This is a genomic window from Bacillus sp. 5mfcol3.1 (assembly GCF_900114335.1).
GTDB lineage: Bacteria > Bacillota > Bacilli > Bacillales > Bacillaceae_G > Bacillus_A > Bacillus_A thuringiensis_S.
The window spans coordinates 1,647,640-1,663,934 of sequence record NZ_FOST01000001.1 but is presented as its reverse complement, the minus strand read 5'-3'; the positions used below and the strand labels follow the sequence as shown (position 1 = coordinate 1,663,934).

The following is a 16,295-nucleotide window of genomic DNA, read 5'->3' as shown; positions in this document are numbered from 1 at the left end:
TGTTAGAAAATTCTAATTTGATTAAATTAAAAGAAAATGATATATTGATTTTAGAATAATAATCCAATTAATGGATGAAAACCTAATACCTGTAATTGGACTATGACAATGTCAGATAAACGAGAGGAATTTAATATGAAAAAATTATGTTCATTTGCTTTAATCGGTGCCTTAACCTTTTCGGGTTTTATCGTTTTAGACAGTACGCTACCTGATAAAGCGCGCGCTGAAGTAAATACGATTAAGCAAGCTTCAGCTGTTGTGGATGATTGGCCATGGCAGACGTATTTCTTATTGCATCACAACGTGGACTATCTACAAGAATTAGCCCCTGGTACGTTAAAACAAGGTGATACGTTTGATACGACGGTATATATAGGCGGAAAAGATGTAGGTGTTGTAAAGATTTATCGATTGAACGGAGAAGGTAAATTGCAACGCTACAAAACCATTTCTGCAGGTGAGGCTGGACACCACTACTATTCTAGGTTCAAAACACCAATTACAACGGTTTACACACCAGGTACATATGTGGCAGTACTAAAAGTAGACAATTCATATTATTATGGTGGCTCCTTCCAAATTACAAAGTAAAACATATAGGTATATTTGTCTGAAACGCACTGGGTTACGGTGCGTTTTTTGTTATCTAACGAATAAATGATCACGCGGGAAGTCAAAGCATATTATCGAAACGGAGCTGAATGTGATGAAAATTGTAACAGTTAATGCGGATGCAACAATCCATGTTGGTATTTTAAAAGGGATGACAGGATGTGTTACTAGTTATGATGCGGATACTGGGATGCCGAAATCTAATTGGATCCATTTACAACGGTTATAATTAGGTCTATATTTCTAACGCAATAAGGTTTGTATAGGATTCTTTAGAAAATTAATATTTGATTTTTATAGTGATTCAATACATTCTATGATTAAAACTAAGTTACATATTTTAAAATCATCACCAGGAGAATCTGCAAATTTACGGGTTCTTATTTAAAACATAATGCCAGAAAAGCTGAGGTGAATAAAGTGCAAAGTTTAAAATCTTTAAAACGTGACGTATACATTTTTCTTCCATTTTCTATTTATTTTTCCTCCATTTTTATTTCATTCTATATTATAGAGAATACATTCAACTTGCTAAGTTTTTTACCAGCACTTGGAACCCTGTATGTCTGGCTAACTAGTGTGATAGACATTAAAAATAAAAATTACAAAATAAAATAAAAAAGCATCTGAACTAGATGCTTTGCTCTTAATGTTATAGAATATTGACGCCCATGACCATACAGCTACCAAAAACAATACATACCAAACCTAAAAATATTAAAAACTCTGGCAGATCAAAATGTTCGAGTAACGCGCCTATTAATAATAAAAAGGGATATACTAGAATTTCAATCCAGGTTACGCCCCCTGCTTTCTTTATTTCTCGGTAAGATACAACGCTGACAAGTAAAACGCCTACTACAATCAACCCTATTCCTAACATCATCCATTCACCCTTTTGAAAATTTAGTATTTCACTTTCATATACTGCTCTTTTACGAGCACCAATAATTCCCTCAGTTTCTTCTCTACAGGATGTTCTTGATTTTCTGGTACTTCTCTCCCGTATGATGAGAAGCTTTGTGAGCAAGCACTAGTTGTAACTGCCAATTTCGTGTATGAGAATGTATGCTCATTTTCTTTACCAATGTTTTCAGTAGTGCCTCCATTTGAACCAACGCGTATACAGCTTTCATCAAGTTTGGTGCGCTTACCTTCCTTGTTAACCGTGTAATACGTGTCATTGACTTCCCCATATTTCATATCGGCTGTAGATGTAACTGCGGTCCCGTCTGCAGAAAAAGTGACGACACGAAATCCATCTTCTTCTGGCAACAACTCAGCTCCTGGAACATTGTATATAACCAAAAGGTCTCCTTCGTATGCTTCAGGAATGAGATAGATTGTATCTGTAATGTCTTTTCCGAATCGGATACAACCGCTTAAAAGAATCATAATAAAGATCCCGCAATACATTATAACTTTTCTCATAGAGTCTCTCCCGTTATGTGTAAGAATGTATAGTATGTATTATATAATTCAATATATTCCCTTGGATAGAATAAGTTTCTAGTTTGAAGACGATTTTACTATTGTCATATAAAAGAGTTATGTCAGTGGATGATTAGCACAAAGAGAAATGGAGTGAATTGATGAGCAGACGTTTTGCATTAACATATGAAAATAAGATTTTGAGAAAGATAATAATTACCGTAAGTATTGTCATACTCGTTTTCATTGCAACAGGGTGTGATTCTGTCCAAAATGATGCAAAGGATGTAACGGAGATTCCGCTAAACAGCAAATTAGAATCCCTTATTTCAGAAAGTATCATTGCCTGGAATCAAGACAAATTAAATCATACAGAAAAACAATTTGAGACGCATGTAATCTATGGAACTGAAATGAAGGATGAAAAAATGTATGTCTACCTTCATTCCCTCATGCAAGGATACAACCGCGAAACACAGACAGTTTCTCAAGCAGGACATTTACTTCCAGTCCGTGTGACGGTCACAAAAAATGGGGATGATTACATCATTGAAGATTACCGTGAACCAGGAGATGGTGCTGAAAATGAACCTACTTTGCGCAACATGTTCCCGAAAAAGTATGCGGATCAAGCACTCACTATCTCAAATGAAACGATTCAATCATTAGAATCTCGTATGCAAGAATATGTTTCTAAGTGGCTGGAAGATACAAGTAATAAGAGACAAGATAGATAACAAATAAAATATTCATAATCGAATATTTTACAAAAAAAGGAGAGATATAATCTCTCCTTTTTCTACTTTATACCTAGCATTATTTGTTATATCCACCAAGTTGCTGTTCTGCCATAGCAACGAGACGTTTTGTGATTTCTCCACCTACAGAGCCGTTCGCTCTTGCAGTTGAATCCGCGCCTAATTGTACGCCGAATTCTTGTGCAATTTCATATTTCATTTGATCTAGTGCGCTTTCTGCACCTGCAACCACTAAAGAGTTGTTACGATTGTTTGCCATCATATATCACCTCCTGTACGTTTAATATGCTACGAAACAAAGAAAATATTATTGGTAAATAAAACCATTTATAGTTTGTTCTTTTATCCACTATTTTACTTTTCCGTAACGATTTCAGCAGAATAACAGTATGAGTTTCGTTTATTCGCATTAATATACAGAATGGAAAATATGTTTACGAAGAGTTATATTTTTTATAAACATTTATCGATGTAGTTGTATTGCAAGTTCTTCTAAAATATTGACAGATAATATGCCGTGTGTTAAATTCAAAATATTTAAATATTAAGGAGATGAGTGACAGATGTCAGTTAATAAGATAGAAGAATATTGGTATATGTACTCTAAAGAAAATGAGTTAAACATGAGTGTTCCAGATGCATGGATGTTTGGAGATGGTTCCAAAGAAATGGGAGATAAATTAGGAAGTTTAGTAGTTAAAGGAATCAAAACAGGAACATGCGCTGCACATTGTGTTTATGAGCTTGAAGGGGAAGAAATTCAAAAAGTTGGTCAGTACGATATTGTATTGGATGGAGACAATAATCCATTAGCAATTATAAAATATACAAAGATCGATTTACTAAAAATGAATGAAGTAACAAGTAATTTTGCAAGATCTGAGGGTGAAGGCGATTTAAGCTATGATTATTGGTATAGTGAGCACGTTAAATTTTTCACTTGGGAATTAAGTCGGTATGGACTTACTTTTACTCCAGACTTAATGCTCGTTTGTCAAACGTTTAAAGTAATGGATGTTTATAAAAATTAAACATGGATGAAAATCAAACATGTTTATTTTATATTATGTTTTTAAGCATTTCGTCATGTAAAAAAACAAAATCCCCTTCAGGAAAGCTGCTAAGCTAGCGTAAGGTGCTAAATTCCCTCAAAGTATCTCAAAAGCTGGATAATCATTTAATATTTCTGTACTCTCCAACTTACAACAAAACACATCGCAAAATATTTTTACGATGTGTTTTAAAAGGGAAATCATCATCAAGTTTTTCACCCATATTTTTATAAGGAGTTTTACCATTGAGGATAAACGCCTTCATTTCAAAACAGTTCTTTTCATTTGTATACGATATGTCTCACACATATAGTATACAAATTATTACACTTACTTTTCTTCACCGCTTGCTTGCATGGAATTAAAAGTCCAATTTAATTTCAACGCATCTCCTTGAAATACATTTTGTTCTTCACCGTTATCTACGAATGTAAACATTACATAAAATGTATCATCATCACCTGGAGCAAGTCCATTTCCTTCTCGATCTACAATACCGTTCTTTACAAGATTAGGAATATTTCCATTTTGCATAGCTACCTTTAATTCAGATAATGTAGTAGACCAAATTGGAACCTCATTTTTATCCAAGTTCCACAAGAAATCAACACGGATATGATCACCAAAATCAGCATTTCCATTATCCCCTTTCGCATCGATTACACTGTAATCTGTCAGGAGTTTCACATCTCCTATTGCTAAGGTTCCTTTGTTTACTAATTGAAAACCACGTTCCATTTCATCACCTGGTTTCAGATTGTCGACATTAATAACAACTTCTGGATTCACACTCAAATCTAAAGTACCCGCTGCAAACGTGTTTTGTGATACTTCCTTATCACTAAAATATGCATATGTTCCCCCGCCAATTAAGGATAAGCCAAGCATTGCAGTTACAACACCCATACCAAGTTTTTTCTTCATACCCATTTCACAAGTCCCCCTATTGTTAAAGTTTAAACTACAAACCTTATTTCCATCCCACAAACAACAATAATAATTAAGCAACTTCCTTGTCCCATAATGAAAGCAAACTTACTTTAAACTAGTTACTTCATGTACCCAAACGACTATGACTCTTAAAATGACCGGTAATGTTACCGTAAATCATTTCCGGTCATTTGTTAACCAATCCATTTCATTTAATATCCATTGTCTGATGCCTTTATTTACTCTAGAAGTTTGTCCACTTATTTTTTTGGTTCTAAACCGATAGAGCGTAAAATTTTCTCTAACGTCACTGGCCCTACATTTTCTTTCGGTTTCTCGTTTCCTTTAGCATCTGGGCCCTTTTTCAAGAAGTTTTTCTCAATTAAACGAACATCCGTTTCACCTACAACACCATCTTGATTTATATCTCCATCTTTTACAGATACTTTTCCTTTTCCATACGATAAAGCTGCTATTCTAGCATCTTGAATATCTACCATTTTATCGCCGTTTACATCACCTGCAAGGTTATCATCCATGTCAGCTCTAAAGTTTTGTCCCACTAATTCTCCATCCTGCATTTTCCCTATTTTTGTTGTTAATTTACTATTTAAATGACCTGGCATTTCTACGAAAATATCATATTCTTTATCGCTTACTGGAACACTATGAATTTCAAATTGTCCGTTATCACCAATCGTTCCTGTATATTTCTTTCCATCCTTTCCAACTGCGTACACTTTTGCTCCTAGTTTTGTATAGTCTTTCTTACCTAAATACCCCTCTTCATTCAAGAAAGCTTCCGGGCCAATATATCCTGTAACCGTTGAATGTTTCGAAACAATAGCAAAAGATTTATCTTTAAACGCAGGAATCTCAATGCCTTCTGATGCACCAACTTTTGTATAAGAGAACTTATCTACTCCAAATGCAGTCAAATCATTAAAGTATTCATCGTTCGTCATCTCGAATGTAACATCTAAAAATGGTTTATCTCCATCTAATCCTTTAAATTCTTTTCCTTCCAATGATGCGCCAACTTTCACCTTGTTTTCCCAAGCTCCTGCTTCACTTATCTTCGGATCTTCTAATTTAAGGTTCAATCCATGTTGTTCTACATATTCCGTAAGTGCTGGATTTGGTTTCACATCTGTAAATTTAAATAGCTGCTTGTAATAAGGAATTTCAAATGTACCTGACATAAGCTGTTTTACATTATTAAGATTCAAAGTTAATGTAATTTTCTCTCCTAATTTGATTTTATCTTTGTCATAACTTGGAACAGCGTATTCTGTCCCTTCTTTTACAAATACGTAATCTTTATATCCAGTTGCCATATTCCCTGCAGTTGCAAGATCATATCCAAATAATTTTAAATTTAACGGCTCATTTATTTCCTCTGGAAGTACTCCAAATTTAAAATCACCATTTGCTTGAATTGTATTCAACCATCCCGATGGGAAGGCTGAGTTTTGATAATATACAATTTGATTCGCTTTTTGATCATATTGCAAGCCTTTTGCCTTTAATGCATCTACTGTAGAATCATAAATATTACCATGCACCCATAATGCACGCTGGCCGTCTTCTTCTTTAAACATAGAATCATTGACTTCGTGTATACCAGGTTGTACATCCTTAAATTTCATTTCAGGTATTACATTATCAATGATAATGCTATCGCCTTTTGTATAAGATTTTCCTTCTTTATCATATCCAACGAAGTTCAATTCGTAATCTCCATCAGGCAACATAACAGGTTTATCCGCAATTGGATGAGCTGGATTTCCTGTGAATGGAAGTACATACCCTCCCATACGAGAAAACATCATATATTCAACATTCGGTGTTAGACTACTTGCATTAAGTGTACCAACGACTCCTAATGCCTTCCCTGTCGTTCGGTCCTTCACAATTGCATCAATGGTTTCGAGAGGACTATTTAATTTAAATGACAACGGCGAACTTGGTCTTTCCATAAATGGATGGAATTTAGAAGCATCTGTTGCCATTGCATCTCTCAGTAAATCTACAGACGCAATCCCTTTTTCTGTGAATTTAACTGCAAATGGTACTTGATATACTTCTTTTTCATTGTTTTTATTTGAAATATGAATATAGCCCTCATATCTACCAAATTCAGCGTTTTCTGGAATGGTAATTTCAGGGTTAATTTCCTCTGATGCACCAGGAGCTACTTTAATAGAATCTGGTACGTTTAGCTTCACACCATTCTTCGCTGCATCTTGCACACCTACACTTGTAGGTGAAAATTTCACCTCTAATTTAAACTCTTTCCCATCTGTTTTACTGCTGTTCTTAATTAAAACTTTTCGACTATCTTTAATAGGCCCATTTTCAATTTGATTTTTATACCCAAATGCAATAGAACCTGTTTTTTCTTCAATTTCTACTTCTTCATCACCTACAACGTTTGATGTTTTATCAACAACCTCGATAGATGTATCTGCATGAACTGCACGATATGCATCAATTCGTCCTGAGCCCACCTCAAATACAGAACGCTCTTCCTTTAAATCAACTGCGGTATTCATGAGTGCTTCTTTTACTTCAAATGGACTATAGTTTGGATGTTCTTGTAAAATAAGTGCCGCTACCCCTGCAGTATGAGGAGTTGCCATAGAGGTACCTGACATACGTCCATACGCTACCGGATAATTATCTCCATCTTTTGGATCATTAATATATTCAGGAACAGTTGAGAAAATAGACACACCTGGTGCTACAATATCTGGCTTAATATCATCTGTCTTAGTTGCAGGACCGCGGGAGCTAAAATCAGCTAAGTGATCTCCCTCTATTTTTATATTACTTAGTTCTCCAAACGCTAACGACACATCTCCTTGTACAGCTTTTACTTGTAATTTCTCACCATCTACTTTTGTTAAGCGGAACGATGGAATAGACGAAGTACTTTCCCCAAGATAACTTGTAATTTCACCATCTACATTGTTATATACGATTACCGCTTTTGCGCCTGCTTCCTTAGCATGCTTAATTTTTTCATCAAATGTAATCTCACCGCGTTGGATAAGAGCTAATTTTCCTTTTACATCTTTTCCTGTAAAATCATTTGATTTTCCAAGCCCTGCATATACAACTGATACGGATTGACCTTTCAAATCTTCAATCTTATCAGTAAAGCTTTTTCCAAGTAGCATCATCTTATCCACATGTAAATCACCTGCATCGATAGAAAACGTTGGGATCGTCATTGCAGCATCACTGGCTCCAACTGTAATTGGAAGTGCCGCTGCACTAGGTGATCCAATGGTACCTTCTTCCGGACCACTGTTACCTGCTGCTACTACTGTAACAACACCAGCTAACATCGTATTGTTCACTGCGACAGAAGTAGGATATAAAGGATCATTAATAGACGCTCCTAGTGATAAATTGATAACATCCATATCGTCTTTCACCGCTTTATCAATCGCAGCAAGAATACCGCTTGTTTGTCCACTTCCATATGGACCTAATACGCGATATGAATATAAATCTACATCTGGAGCAACACCCTTCACTGCATAATCCACACTATTCTGTTTGTCTGCAGCAATTGTCCCAGCTACATGCGTACCATGGGATGTATAATATGCACTCCCCTCATAAATCTCAGGATATCCTCCAGAATTTTGCCAATCCTTATACGTTGTCTCCATTGGATCAGCATCATTATTAACAAAGTCCCATCCTTTTATGGAGTTCGGATCTATTTTACTTGGATCTTCACCTTGTTTTGCACGATATCCTTTATATGCATCTTTCAAATCCGGGTGGTTGTAATCAATACCTGTGTCCAGTACACCTACCTTAATTCCTTTCCCTGTTATTTTTTCATCATGCAGCTTGTCCACACCAATTTGCGGTACACTATCCGCCATTTTCGGTTCAACAGCAGTCTTAGTTGTTTCTTTCGGCAAATCAATTTTAACCTCATGATCTTCCCATACGCGCTTAACGATACCGGTACGAACTAAGTCTTCGATCATATTTGCTGGTAAAGAAATCGCTACACCATTAAAAGCATTCTTATATTCTCTTGTTATTTTTGCAGATTTTACATTTGTTCCTTTCTCTTTATTCTTTTGAAGCTGCTCAAGCTCTGCTTTAAATCCTTTATGTGATGCCTCTACCCTTTGTTCCGCATTTGAAAGAGCTACTTTTTTCCCTTTAGCCGCTTGTTTTAATACCTCTATTTTGCTAGGCGCTTGCTTAAATTCTATAATCACATTCACATTATTAGGACTTGTTGTATTGATACCTGGCGAAATAACAAAACCTGGTTTTGTATCTAACGTTTTTAAGGCATTACGTTGTTCCTTTGTAAGACCTTTTAAGATAGCATTTGCATCATCAATTCCAGTTAAAGTAGATGTATTTACCTCTTCCGCTAATACGTTATATGGAATTCCTTGAGACAATAACATTCCAGCTGTTAACGTTCCAATAAGAATCTTTCCAAATTTCCCTCGTTTCATATTACATCTCCCCATTATTAATATTATTTTTTGAAACAAATTGATTCTTAAATTCCCATGTAGCATTGGAAACTCTATTAATCTTAATCTTTTGTATCATGAAAGACTTCCAACACTACTACCATCCCCATACCTTACATAGCTAACCACTCACTTTACTCTTTCTATAAGAGCCCTCCGTCATTTATTTCCAACAAAAGATTTTCACAAAATGAATTATTAACAAGATTAAAATGTAATTCTATTTTTATTATTCCACATTTTGATTATTCTGAAAATTAAACAAAAGGAGTATCTTTTCTCTAAGGATTCTATGCCTACATAGTACAAAAGAACTACCTTGTCCTTTATTCTTTGTAATACAGAATAAAGCGACACGATAGTTCTTTGATAGATTTCTTATTTAATCTAGCGGAACTAATTGATTTCGGACTGCATAAATCACTGCTTGCGATCGACTTTTCACATTTAGCTTTTTAAAAATTTTATTGATGTGAATTTTAACTGTTTTATCACTAATATATAAAACTTCAGCAATTTCTTTATTACTAAGTCCTTTTACTAGTTCAAAGAGAATTTCCTTTTCACGTTCCGTCAGTTCATTTTCATTTGATTCTACTTTCATTTTTTGCTGATGATATGTAATTAATTTTTTAGTCATACGCGGATGAATGACTGAATCGCCTCGATATAACATTCGAATTGCTGCTACTACCTGATCTGATGATGAATCCTTCAATAAATAACCATCAGCACCGGCCTGGAGTGCATCCATTAAATACTCGTCATGTTCATACATTGTAAACACAAGTACACGGCAACTCGGATATTTTTTTTTCACTAACTCTGTAGCTTCAATCCCATTTTTCCCTGGAAGATTAATATCCATCAAAATACAATCTGGTCGGCATTCTTCTACTTTTCCCAATACTCCATCTCCAGAGCTAGCTTCTCCAACCACTTTTATATCAGATTCATCCTCTAGTATGCTCCGAATTGCATCCCGTAAAAAAGCATGATCATCTACTACTAATATTTTAATCATTTTACGCACCCCTTGTTTGTGAATCTGGAATTAACAGTGTAATTTCTGTCCCTTTTCCTACAGAACTATCAATCTGTAAAGTAGCCCCTAATTGGTCAGCTTGTTCATTCATATGTAATATACCATAATGTGGCTCATTCTTCGTTTTAACCATAGACTCAAATAGTGAAAAGCCAACTCCATTATCCTTAACTCTTAAAAGCACGTGCTCCCTTTGATAACTGATTAAAACATCAGCCTTTTTTGCTTGCGCATGTTTTACAATGTTTTGCAAACTCTCTTGTAATGTATCAAAAATAACCCTTTCTTTTGAAAAACTAAGCGCACGTGCATGACCCCTTTCATGATATGTAATATCTAGTTCATATTCTTGTTTTAAAGATTTTATTTTACTTGCTATCGCCTGCTTAAGGCCTAGTTGTTGCGTCGGATATGGCTTTAAAGCATAAATAGAGTAGCGAACTTCTCCTAGGCTTCCTCTTAAATCTTTTATGCTTTTCTCTACTACCTGCTGCATATCAATTGGTTTATCACGGTATTTTTTCCGAGCGGATTCTAATTGGAATATCACCCCGGCTAATGTTTGCGCAATACCATCGTGAATTTCACGGGCGATTCTATTCCTTTCTTCTAAGATCATTCTTTTTTCCTGTTCAGAAATCAATAACCTTGTTTTAACTACGTTAGCTAATTGGTTAGAAAATGTAGCTAACGACTGTACATCTTCCGGAAAGAAACCCGCATTTCTACTTTTCCCTGCAACAAACATTCCGACTAGTTCATCATTTACTATAAGAGGAAAATATACAAGTGAGCGTATAACACTATCAAATATTTCATCTTCAGGAGCAGTACCAATTTTCCAATCATTAAATACAAGATTTTTAGAAAGTCCCTCAAACGCCTCTAACTTTTCTGAATCATCAGATATATCAGAACGGACTTTCCCATCTTTTAATAGAATATTCCAGTTACCATCATCTTTTGTCCATATTACATATGCTTGTATGCCAAAAAAACCTTTAAGTGCTTGTTTAATATGTTTCAAGTTTCCTCCGGTTAATCCTCGACTAATTTCGGTCGTAATAAGAAATAACTCATATAATCGTTCCTTTTCCATCCTTATCCGTACAGAAAAAGAACTAATTACTGAAGTTGCTACAAGTGGAAAAAAGAAAAACAGTACTGTAATTTCGTTTACTTCCACACTATATGTACTAATTAGTACATGCATCAGTGCCGCATAAGAGAAACCAAAAGTTTCGCAAAGAAATACCGTAATAGTTTTTTTATACCATTGATAAATTGAATATGGCTGCGGAAGAAGTATCATTAACAAATCATAAAAGCGATTGTTGAAAAAACAAAAAAACACGCAAAATAATAACAAAGATATTAAATTCTCATACAGAACTGACATACCTATCTTATTAATTATTAAGGACATACATTTGTCTGAAAACCATTTGGCAAAGATCAAACTAAGTGCATGTTGAGTACTATTAAATAACATTCTTTGTATCGGTGAACGACGATGCAGGTGAATAATTAGCGTGACAAGTACAATAGCAACAATAGTTATATGGATTCCAAACTGCCAACTCATAGCGTAAATTATCGGAAAGGTAAGCGAACTAGTTCCTCTCCAAAATCTTACAGGAAAATACTCTGCAATCCCCATAAAAAGTAACAACAATATTAGTATTGTTAGATGAGAAGGGATTTTAATTTCAAGTAAAGATATAGTTATAGTAACCAAACCAAGAAAAGAAATAAAATAAAGATAAAAACTAGCAATCTTTTCTCTCATAAAGATAGAATTTACATCTTTCAAAACAACCCCTTCTTTCCTTATAAAAACTTCATTTTCTCTATTATCCAACAAAAAACCGGCACTGGCAAAATGGAAGGACATCCACTAGCCAATCACCGGCTGTGTACTACACCTAAAAAGGCAAGACACAATACTAGTATATATCAGTTTGTGAAGTTTACCCATTAGTCAAATGGTGTAATTGTACATACTTTTAGACTTAGGTCTACTAATACAAAAGATGTATACGCAATTTAAATTTTGATTCACTAAAAAAATTCTAAGAAAAATAGGAAGGCAATCGTAGTAAATACTTATCTATATTAATTTCATCTAAATCTTTAGGTTATGTATGTGTCAAATACTCCCCATCTAATATTTGCAAATAACCTATGAGATAATCTCCTTATATACTACATATGAAGTTTATCACTTAATATTTATTGAAGAAAAGACGATGCATACAATATTCAAATCTAATTAACATATCATTTGATTATCGGTAGCGAGATTAAAGAGACTCCCTACTCTTAGAAAGGAACCTCCAATTCATATTATTACCCCATGCCCATCAACTTAAGAATTTTATAACACCCCAAAACAAAAAGTCATGACCTAACTTTCGGGGTCACCTCAAACGAGCCCATGACTTTTTATATGCTATCTCACAAATAATCCGGGAACACTTTACAGCCCTTTTCTTGCTCCATATCATGGCCAAAGAAAATAATCGGATTTTCTTTCTTAACAACATCTTTTAAACGTTTTATTGAAGATAAAGCTAAATCCGAATCAAACCCAGCAAACGGTACTTCATCTTCAAAGTTTTCTTTCGTATATGATGCATCAATAGTTAGCAACACTGGACCTGATTTTTCCGTCTCAATTAATAATGACTGATGACCTGGCGTATGTCCCGGTGTATATATTAATTGCACACCTGGCACTACTTCATAATCTCCTTCAATGATTTTATAGTTTAAATTCGGCAATATACATTCTTTCAAATATTCCTCTCTGTAGAGTGCTACCTCATATTCAGCACGCTGTACAATAATTGGTGTATTTGTAAAAACGCCATTTCCTCCTGCATGATCAAAATGCAAGTGAGAACTAATGATATAAAGAAGATCTTCTGGCTCATATCCGGCACGCTTTAAAATATTTGCGATCCTATCGTTCTCATTCATTTTAGGTAAAACTTGTCCTTCAACAAATGTACCTTTAAAAAGATTCTCATTATTAAGAGCACTTTCTGGCATACCTGTATCTACTAAAATAAGTCCCTCTTTTGTCTCCAAAAGATAACACCAAACAGGTAAGTTTAGTAGTTTACCCGGTGTAAGTGTACTATTAACTGAAGAATGATCCAACATACAACGACCTGCTGGGAGGAAATAAAGCTTCTTTACTGTCATTATGTATCCACCTTTACAAATAATTTAGGATAAAACAATACAATATAATATTTCGCTTATTAGAAATAAACTCCTTTTCACCTTTCATTATTTCAACCATTATTTTTTCAATTGTTCACAACTTTTCATTACAAATTCAGTGATACTGGAAAACCTATGCAGGAATTCAGTCCGCCTTTAGGCATAGGATAAAAGTGTCAACTTTCCGTAGAAAAGTTAACGTCAAGTAACTCCAAAATATATAATAAAGGTTGATTTTAGAGTTACTTTTCCACATTGGAATATCTTGTCTTATTCCCCTTTTTCGGTGGATGGGCAAAAACACCCTAATTCTAGAAATTCATCAGTTTCCATAAAACCAAACTTCTTATACACTGGTCTACCCATTTTTGAAGCCCCAAGCCATATTTGTGAGATACCTGAAATCTTAACTTCATCAACTAATTTAGTTAACAGCTTTGTTGCGATTCCTTGCCCACGATAATTTTCATTAGTATACATATTTGTGATATAAGCCTTTTTTCCAGTCTTATTGGTGTAACAAGGTGGAAATTCATAAAAAATTACTGCACCACAAGCTATAGTTTCTTCATTATCTTCCACTAGCCATTCAATTAAAGTACCTTCACTTAGTTTATTTTTAAAGAAAGCATATAGTTCTCTACCAATATCTATATTAGGTTCTATCCCCTCATCAACTAATTGCTTTTTCTTAACTCGACCAATTTATCAATATCATCGATATTTGCTTTGCGATATTTCAACTTTTCACAACTCCTTTATAAAATTACAACTGACCAGCCCCATAGCATAATTAATTCTCATCATTTTACCATTGGTTCTTATTAAACTAAACTGCCATTAAGTTATTTGGGGTATTTGCTCTTCTTTGCTTGATAGCCATATGTGTACTACCACGAATAGAACGATACCTTTTATATATTTTCTTTCGTAATATTAACCCCATATTCCCTATAAAAATCTAAAATTACAGATGCATTCATACCCAAATCTAATAAATTTTCCGGAAAGTAAATTTTAGAATCCGGAACCATAATATCAGATGTTTGTAAAATGTTCTCTGCTTGGACAGCTGCTCCTAAAGCAGTAAGATGTGTCTGTCCTAACGGATCTGATATGTTCACACATCGCCTATGCAATACACCATTAGCATCATAACCTTTAAGATGAATAACTATGTTATGTGCACTTCCACTTCCGGGTTTATAAAGAATATTTTTTCGTAAGTCATTAAATTTTTCTCCACTAATCAGTTTCCAAATTCCTGTATTCACCAGAGAAACCAGTCCATATGTAGATATTTTACTATCAAAAGCAATCCGAAAGTTAGCCGAAACAGCATGAATTGATTCTGGCAGGGTTACGTGATCAGGAGTATCCAAACGATAACATTTGGTTATATAACCGTTGGGAAAGCGGACTTTGATCGGATCAGTCATTGGATAAGCCTGTCGCATTCCCTCTCGAGCTTTGACTTCAAATGGAATCGTTAACCGGTCCATATATGCTGTTGAATTTGGTCCTGCTTTGTCTTGAAGAGAATATAGTGCGTTGATATCAACCGTAACCTCTTGAATATCTTTTGAATACATTTTAGCAAAAAGGGCTGCTGTCCCTCCCATCCACCCTGAAGCTAATACAACAGGGGATTGGACCTCAACATTTTTTAATCGATCAATAGAACTCTTAAAACGTTCAGTCCAACGAGTAATGTCAACCAATGGAATTTTTTTTGAACTGCAGATAGAAGTAGTCTATCTTGCGGGTCATTAACCGCATTAACAACTAATGTGAAATTATCATCCAAATTTCTTAACGGATCATCTGTTGTGTTGTCTACAGTGACTATTTTTACTCTATCTGATTCAAAAGGTAACGCTTTCCCTAAAGTTCTTCCTCCTAATCTAATTTCCAAATCAGGATGTCGATCATGTAAAATTTGAGCAATTTGACTACCAACAACACCATACCCACCAACAATTAATACTGTTTTCTTTTTCATCTGAAACCTCCATTTTAATTAGTGTGAAATCATAAGTTTAAATGATTAAAAACTTAAACCTTTTAACATAATGTCGCTAAAAAAAGGGACAAAGGGTGCCCCTAAACTATAAATGAGTACCTAATTCTTACATTCATCTTCAACTAAAGAAACAAGTTCTTTTAAAAGATTTATTGTTTCATTAAATTCAAGACAATAATACATTTCAGTGCCTTTTTTCTGAACTCGAAGTAACCCTGATTGTTTCAATATTTTCAAATGATGAGATACAGTAGGTCTTGACATGGGAATATGCTCCGCAATTTGCGTCACATTCAAGCTATCTTTATCAATTAAAAGCGATACAATTTGCTGACGAGTTGGATCTCCCAACCCTTGGAAACATGGTCTTAAATTTTCTAAAATATGCATTACTTTATCATTACAGTTCATTTCGCTAACATTACCTTCCGTTTAAGAATTTAATCATTTAAACGTATTATAAATTACATTGCTATCTAATGCAATAAAGAAGTAGCACCAACTTTAATTATAAATATTGAAAGTTTCATAAACAGCCATTTTCAATTTTCCAGATTTGTAAGAATGTCAGTTCTTTTTTCTGTAACAATTGTCAAATTCATTCTAGCTATAACCAGGACAAACCCACGAAATTTACTAAGCTTATATCGGATTGTATCAAGAACTTTCAACTCAAGTAATTCTGCT

General features: G+C 34.5%; 13 protein-coding genes and 2 pseudogenes. 4 read left to right on the top strand and 11 right to left on the bottom strand.

The window, feature by feature from the left end:
- Positions 1 to 135 precede the first annotated feature (135 nt).
- Complete coding sequence (locus tag BM089_RS08505; protein ID WP_023521971.1) at positions 136 to 594, top strand: DUF5065 family protein; 459 nt, start codon at positions 136 to 138, stop codon at positions 592 to 594.
- A gap of 115 nt (positions 595 to 709) precedes the next feature.
- A complete protein-coding gene (locus BM089_RS31760; protein ID WP_255259031.1) occupies positions 710 to 844 on the top strand; it encodes a hypothetical protein in 135 nt (44 codons plus the stop codon).
- 423 nt (positions 845 to 1,267) lie between these two features.
- Here BM089_RS31760 and BM089_RS08495 read toward each other — a convergent pair whose 3' ends face one another.
- Both BM089_RS08495 and BM089_RS08490 read right to left on the bottom strand, forming a co-directional pair.
- A complete protein-coding gene (locus tag BM089_RS08495; protein ID WP_002152897.1) occupies positions 1,268 to 1,501 on the bottom strand; it encodes a hypothetical protein in 234 nt (77 codons plus the stop codon).
- A 20-nt stretch (positions 1,502 to 1,521) separates the two neighbouring features.
- Positions 1,522 to 2,046, bottom strand: coding sequence for a DUF6843 domain-containing protein (locus BM089_RS08490; RefSeq protein WP_090976633.1), 525 nt, complete (start codon positions 2,044 to 2,046; stop codon positions 1,522 to 1,524).
- 161 nt (positions 2,047 to 2,207) lie between these two features.
- On the opposite strand from BM089_RS08490, the gene BM089_RS08485 reads away from it, so the two are divergent.
- Positions 2,208 to 2,783, top strand: a complete 576-nt coding sequence (locus BM089_RS08485) for a peptidase M56 (protein WP_090976632.1) — start codon at positions 2,208 to 2,210, stop codon at positions 2,781 to 2,783.
- 79 nt (positions 2,784 to 2,862) lie between these two features.
- Here BM089_RS08485 and BM089_RS08480 read toward each other — a convergent pair whose 3' ends face one another.
- Positions 2,863 to 3,063 carry an alpha/beta-type small acid-soluble spore protein gene (locus BM089_RS08480; protein WP_000002881.1) on the bottom strand — a complete coding sequence of 67 codons (201 nt, stop codon included), beginning with the start codon at positions 3,061 to 3,063 and terminating at the stop codon, positions 2,863 to 2,865.
- A gap of 304 nt (positions 3,064 to 3,367) precedes the next feature.
- On the opposite strand from BM089_RS08480, the gene BM089_RS08475 reads away from it, so the two are divergent.
- The gene (locus BM089_RS08475; protein WP_090976630.1) at positions 3,368 to 3,835 is read left to right on the top strand and encodes an ASCH domain-containing protein; all 468 of its coding nucleotides are present in this window, start codon (positions 3,368 to 3,370) and stop codon (positions 3,833 to 3,835) included.
- Between the two features lie 351 nt (positions 3,836 to 4,186).
- Here BM089_RS08475 and BM089_RS08470 read toward each other — a convergent pair whose 3' ends face one another.
- The 8 genes and pseudogenes from BM089_RS08470 to BM089_RS08435 form a co-directional block, all read right to left on the bottom strand.
- On the bottom strand, positions 4,187 to 4,786 hold the full coding sequence (locus BM089_RS08470; protein ID WP_090976628.1) for a TasA family protein: 600 nt from the start codon (positions 4,784 to 4,786) through the stop codon (positions 4,187 to 4,189).
- 260 nt (positions 4,787 to 5,046) lie between these two features.
- Positions 5,047 to 9,288 carry a S8 family serine peptidase gene (locus tag BM089_RS08465; RefSeq protein WP_090976626.1) on the bottom strand — a complete coding sequence of 1,414 codons (4,242 nt, stop codon included), beginning with the start codon at positions 9,286 to 9,288 and terminating at the stop codon, positions 5,047 to 5,049.
- 403 nt (positions 9,289 to 9,691) lie between these two features.
- Complete coding sequence (locus tag BM089_RS08460) at positions 9,692 to 10,333, bottom strand: response regulator (RefSeq protein ID WP_000590664.1); 642 nt, start codon at positions 10,331 to 10,333, stop codon at positions 9,692 to 9,694.
- Between the two features lies 1 nt (position 10,334).
- The gene (locus tag BM089_RS08455) at positions 10,335 to 12,167 is read right to left on the bottom strand and encodes a GAF domain-containing sensor histidine kinase (RefSeq protein ID WP_090976624.1); all 1,833 of its coding nucleotides are present in this window, start codon (positions 12,165 to 12,167) and stop codon (positions 10,335 to 10,337) included.
- Between the two features lie 644 nt (positions 12,168 to 12,811).
- Positions 12,812 to 13,564 carry a quorum-quenching N-acyl homoserine lactonase AiiA gene (gene aiiA, locus BM089_RS08450; RefSeq protein WP_000216603.1) on the bottom strand — a complete coding sequence of 251 codons (753 nt, stop codon included), beginning with the start codon at positions 13,562 to 13,564 and terminating at the stop codon, positions 12,812 to 12,814.
- 291 nt (positions 13,565 to 13,855) lie between these two features.
- Positions 13,856 to 14,328: pseudogene (locus tag BM089_RS08445) on the bottom strand (GNAT family N-acetyltransferase).
- Between the two features lie 171 nt (positions 14,329 to 14,499).
- Positions 14,500 to 15,587, bottom strand: a pseudogene (locus BM089_RS08440) (saccharopine dehydrogenase).
- Between the two features lie 120 nt (positions 15,588 to 15,707).
- Positions 15,708 to 16,019 carry an ArsR/SmtB family transcription factor gene (locus BM089_RS08435; RefSeq protein ID WP_000995770.1) on the bottom strand — a complete coding sequence of 104 codons (312 nt, stop codon included), beginning with the start codon at positions 16,017 to 16,019 and terminating at the stop codon, positions 15,708 to 15,710.
- Positions 16,020 to 16,295: the final 276 nt, after the last annotated feature.

Excerpts from the sequence above, each read along its gene's own strand:
- BM089_RS08505 (WP_023521971.1), top strand. The coding sequence starts at position 136 with ATGAAAAAATTATGTTCATTTGCTTTAATCGGTGCCTTAACCTTTTCG.
- BM089_RS31760 (WP_255259031.1), top strand. The coding sequence starts at position 710 with ATGAAAATTGTAACAGTTAATGCGGATGCAACAATCCATGTTGGTATT.
- BM089_RS08495 (WP_002152897.1), bottom strand. The coding sequence starts at position 1,501 with ATGATGTTAGGAATAGGGTTGATTGTAGTAGGCGTTTTACTTGTCAGC.
- BM089_RS08490 (WP_090976633.1), bottom strand. The coding sequence starts at position 2,046 with ATGAGAAAAGTTATAATGTATTGCGGGATCTTTATTATGATTCTTTTA.
- BM089_RS08485 (WP_090976632.1), top strand. The coding sequence starts at position 2,208 with ATGAGCAGACGTTTTGCATTAACATATGAAAATAAGATTTTGAGAAAG.
- BM089_RS08480 (WP_000002881.1), bottom strand. The coding sequence starts at position 3,063 with ATGGCAAACAATCGTAACAACTCTTTAGTGGTTGCAGGTGCAGAAAGC.
- BM089_RS08475 (WP_090976630.1), top strand. The coding sequence starts at position 3,368 with ATGTCAGTTAATAAGATAGAAGAATATTGGTATATGTACTCTAAAGAA.
- BM089_RS08470 (WP_090976628.1), bottom strand. The coding sequence starts at position 4,786 with ATGGGTATGAAGAAAAAACTTGGTATGGGTGTTGTAACTGCAATGCTT.
- BM089_RS08465 (WP_090976626.1), bottom strand. The coding sequence starts at position 9,288 with ATGAAACGAGGGAAATTTGGAAAGATTCTTATTGGAACGTTAACAGCT.
- BM089_RS08460 (WP_000590664.1), bottom strand. The coding sequence starts at position 10,333 with ATGATTAAAATATTAGTAGTAGATGATCATGCTTTTTTACGGGATGCA.
- aiiA (WP_000216603.1), bottom strand. The coding sequence starts at position 13,564 with ATGACAGTAAAGAAGCTTTATTTCCTCCCAGCAGGTCGTTGTATGTTG.
- BM089_RS08435 (WP_000995770.1), bottom strand. The coding sequence starts at position 16,019 with ATGAACTGTAATGATAAAGTAATGCATATTTTAGAAAATTTAAGACCA.